4 protein-coding genes are annotated in these 3,753 nt (G+C 69.4%); all 4 read left to right on the top strand.

The window, feature by feature from the left end:
• Positions 1-129, top strand: a 129-nt coding sequence (locus VFH59_RS09605; protein ID WP_325164670.1) for an acyl carrier protein, incomplete at its 5' end; no start/stop codon positions are given.
• Between the two features lie 201 nt (positions 130-330).
• On the top strand, positions 331-1,569 hold the full coding sequence (gene fabF / locus VFH59_RS09600) for a beta-ketoacyl-ACP synthase II (protein ID WP_325164669.1): 1,239 nt from the start codon (positions 331-333) through the stop codon (positions 1,567-1,569).
• An 8-nt stretch (positions 1,570-1,577) separates the two neighbouring features.
• The gene (locus VFH59_RS09595) at positions 1,578-2,969 is read left to right on the top strand and encodes an aminodeoxychorismate synthase component I (RefSeq protein WP_414655872.1); all 1,392 of its coding nucleotides are present in this window, start codon (positions 1,578-1,580) and stop codon (positions 2,967-2,969) included.
• Positions 2,966-3,753: aminodeoxychorismate lyase (gene pabC, locus VFH59_RS09590; protein WP_325164667.1), on the top strand; the 788-nt coding region annotated here is incomplete at its 3' end. The genes VFH59_RS09595 and pabC, both read left to right, overlap by 4 nt.

Raw genomic sequence — 3,753 nt, 5'->3', positions numbered from 1 at the left:
CTGGACACGGTGGAACTGGTGATGGCCCTCGAGGAAGAGTTCGAGACCGAGATCCCGGACGAAGAGGCCGAGAAGATCACCACCGTTCAGCAGGCCGTGGACTACATCAAGGCCCACACCAAGGACTGATCGGTTTCGTGTCCGGTGTCCGTGCCCCTGACGGCACGGGTTTCCGTTCACGCGGCGATACTGAAAGCTGCGCCACCTTGGCGCAGTTTTCGTTTCTGCGTTTTGAAACGTCCGATACCGTATGGTGGCTGGACTTAAGGCCGTTGCACGGCAGCGCGCCGAGAGAACACGTAAGGATTCAAATCCATGAGCGAACGACCCGTGAGTAGACGGCGTGTAGTAGTGACCGGCATGGGCATCATCTCGCCGGTCGGCAACGACATCGCCACCGCCTGGGACAACATCCTCAAGGGTGTCAGCGGCATCGGCCCGGTGACCCACTTCGACGCCACCGGCTATGCCACCCGCATCGCCGGCCAGGTGCGCGATTTCGACCCCACCCAGTGGATGCCGCCGAAGGACGTCAAGAAGATGGACCCCTTCATCCACTACGGCATCGCGGCCGGCACGCAGGCGCTGCGCGACTCCGGGCTGGAAGTCACCGAAGCCAATGCGCCGCGCATCGGCGTGGCCGTGGGCGCCGGCATCGGCGGGCTGAACACCATCGAGGACACCTCGATCGAACTGCACGAGAAGGGCCCGCGCCGCGTGTCGCCGTTCTTCGTGCCCAGTTCGATCATCAACATGGTGTCTGGCCACCTGTCGATCATGTTCGGCCTGAAGGGCCCGAACATCGCCTGCGTTACCGCATGCACCACGGCCACGCACAACATCGGCCTGGCCATGCGCATGATCCAGTACGGCGATGCCGACGCGATGATCGCCGGCGGCGCCGAGTTCGCCACCACCGGTACGGCGATGGCCGGCTTCTGCTCGGCCAAGGCCATGTCCACCCGCAACGACGAGCCGACCAAGGCCAGTCGCCCGTGGGACAAGGACCGTGACGGCTTCGTGCTGTCCGACGGCGCCGGCGTGCTGATGCTGGAAGAGTACGAGCATGCGAAAGCCCGCGGCGCGAAGATCTACGCCGAGCTGGTCGGCTTCGGCATGAGCGGCGACGCGTACCACATCACCGCCCCGAGCGAGGGCGGCGAGGGTGCCGCGCGCTGCATGCAGGCGGCGCTGGACGATGCCGGCGTGAACCCGACCGACGTGCAGTACATCAACGCGCACGGCACCTCGACCCCGCTGGGCGATCTGGGCGAGGTGATGGCGGCGAAGAAGGTCTTCGGCGAACACGCCTACAAACTGGCGATGAGCTCGACCAAGTCGACCACCGGCCACCTGCTCGGTGCCGCCGGTGGTGTCGAGGCGATCTTCACCATCCTGGCGCTGCGCGACCAGGTGCTGCCGCCGACCATCAACCTGGACGAGCCGGGCGAGGGCTGCGACCTGGACTTCGTGCCGCATACGGCGCGCAAGGCTGAGCTGGGCGTGGCGATCTCCAACTCGTTCGGCTTCGGCGGCACCAACGGCACGCTCGTCTTCCGCCGCCACTGAGCGGAAGCGTGGGCTGCCACCTGAGGGTCCTCGACGGCCGGCGCGACCTGCTCGCGCCGGCCGCCGCTTTTGCGGACCGTTATCCCTGCCTGCTCGAGAGCGTGGTGCGCGGCAGTGCGCAGGCACGCTACGACATCCTGTTCGCCTTCCCGCGCGAGAAACTCGAGCTGCTGGCGGACGGGCGTCTTTGCAGGACCGCGCTCCAGGGCGGCGTCCCCGTGGTATTGCCCGCGAACGGGCCGCGGCAGGAACCGCAGGCCGGTGGCTTCCTCGCCGCCCTCGACGCGGCCTGGCAGGCCGAACGTATCCCCGGCAGTGACGATGGCCTGCCTTTCCACGGCGGCTGGGTGCTGCTGCTGACCTACGAGCTGGCCGGCGAGATCGAGCCGCGCCTGCGCCTGACGCCGGGCGAGGGCCTGCCGGCGGCGCTGGCGTTGCGCTGCCCGGCGGCCATCATCGTCGACCATGCCGCTGACCGTACCTGGCTGGTGGCCGAGGCAGGGCAGGTCGCCCTGCTCGATGCGATGGAGGCCGATCTGGACACGCCGACGGCCCTGCCGCCCCTCGCACCGCCGTCCGCCATCGAGGAAGACGCGCCTTCGCGCTTCCTGGGCGGCGTCGCCCGCGTGCACGAGCACTTGCAGGCCGGCGACATCTTCCAGGCCAATCTGTCGCGCGCTTGGCGCGCGCATTACCCGCAGCCGCCGGCGCCGGCTGCCTTGTACGGGGCGTTGCGGACCGCCAACCCGGCGCCCTTCGCGGGCCTGTTGCAGCAGCCCGGCTGGGCGGTCGCCAGTTCCTCGCCGGAGCGGCTGGTCGAAGTGCGCGACGGCATCGCGCAGACCCGGCCCATCGCCGGCACCCGGCCGCGAGTGGCGGGCGATGATGACGCAGCACGCATCCGCGAGCTCACCGCGCACCCGAAGGAGCGTGCCGAGCACGTCATGCTGATCGACCTCGAGCGCAACGATCTAGGTCGCGTCTGCGTGCCGGGCACGGTGGTGGTCGACGAGCTGATGGCGGTGGAGAGCTACGCTCACGTGCACCACATCGTTTCGAACGTACGCGGGTGCCTGCGCGAGGGCGTGACGCCAGGGCAGGTGATCGCCGCGACGTTCCCGGGCGGCACCATCACCGGTTGCCCGAAGGTGCGCTGCATGGAAATCATCGCCGCGATCGAGGACGCCCCCCGGGGCGCCTACACCGGCGCGCTCGGCTACCTGGACCTGAGCGGTGAGCTTGACCTCAACATCCTGATCCGCACGCTGAGCCAGGTCGGTTGCGAAGTTTCGTTTCGCGCCGGCGCGGGCATCGTCGCCGACTCGATCGCCGAACGTGAGCTGGACGAAACCCGCGCCAAGGCGCGCGGCCTGCTGCGCGCGCTGGGGGCGTCCGGTTGATCGCGCGTGTGCTGGTCGACGGACAGGCAACGGACCGCGTCTCTGTGTTGGACCGCGGGCTGGGCTATGGGGACGGCCTGTTCGAAACGGTCCGCTTCCTCGGCACCGAGGCGCCGCTGTGGTCGCGCCACGCTCATCGCCTGGAGGAAGGCTGCCGCCGCCTTCGCCTGCCGCTGCCCGATCCCGGCGTATTGCTGGCCGAGGCACGAGCAGTGTCGCAGGCGATGGTGCAGTCGGTCGTACGCATCACCCTGACGCGTGGCGTGGGGGCGCGCGGCTATGGGCCGCCCGCCCAGCCGGATCCCACCCGCATCGTCGCCGCCTTCGACCCGCCGCCGCATGACGCCGCGGCACCGGCCGATGGTGTGCGCATGCGCCTGTGCGCCACGCGCCTCGCGCCGCAGCCTTTGCTTGCCGGCCTCAAGCACCTCAATCGCCTGGAACAGGTGCTCGCGCGCTCCGAGTGGGACGATCCGTCCATCGCCGAGGGCCTGTTGTGCGATGCCGACGGGCTGGCCATCTCGGCCACCGCCGCCAACCTCTTCGTGGTATCCGGTGGCATGCTGGCCACTCCGGCGCTCGACCGCTGCGGCGTCGCCGGCGTTGCCCGCGCGGAAATACTGGCCGCCTGGCCGCACGCACAGGTGCGCCCGATCCCCCTGGCGGAGCTCCATCAGGCCGACGAGCTCTTCCTATCCTCGAGCGTGCGCGGCATCCTGCCCGTTCGCGAGCTGGACGGGCGCCCCCTGGCGGTCGGTCCGGTCACGCGCGCGCTGCAATCGCA

The sequence above is a fragment of the Frateuria sp. genome (assembly GCF_035695185.1).
GTDB lineage: Bacteria > Pseudomonadota > Gammaproteobacteria > Xanthomonadales > Rhodanobacteraceae > Frateuria_A.
The sequence above is the reverse complement of the archived record's forward strand: the minus strand, read 5'-3'. Positions and strand labels throughout refer to the sequence as shown.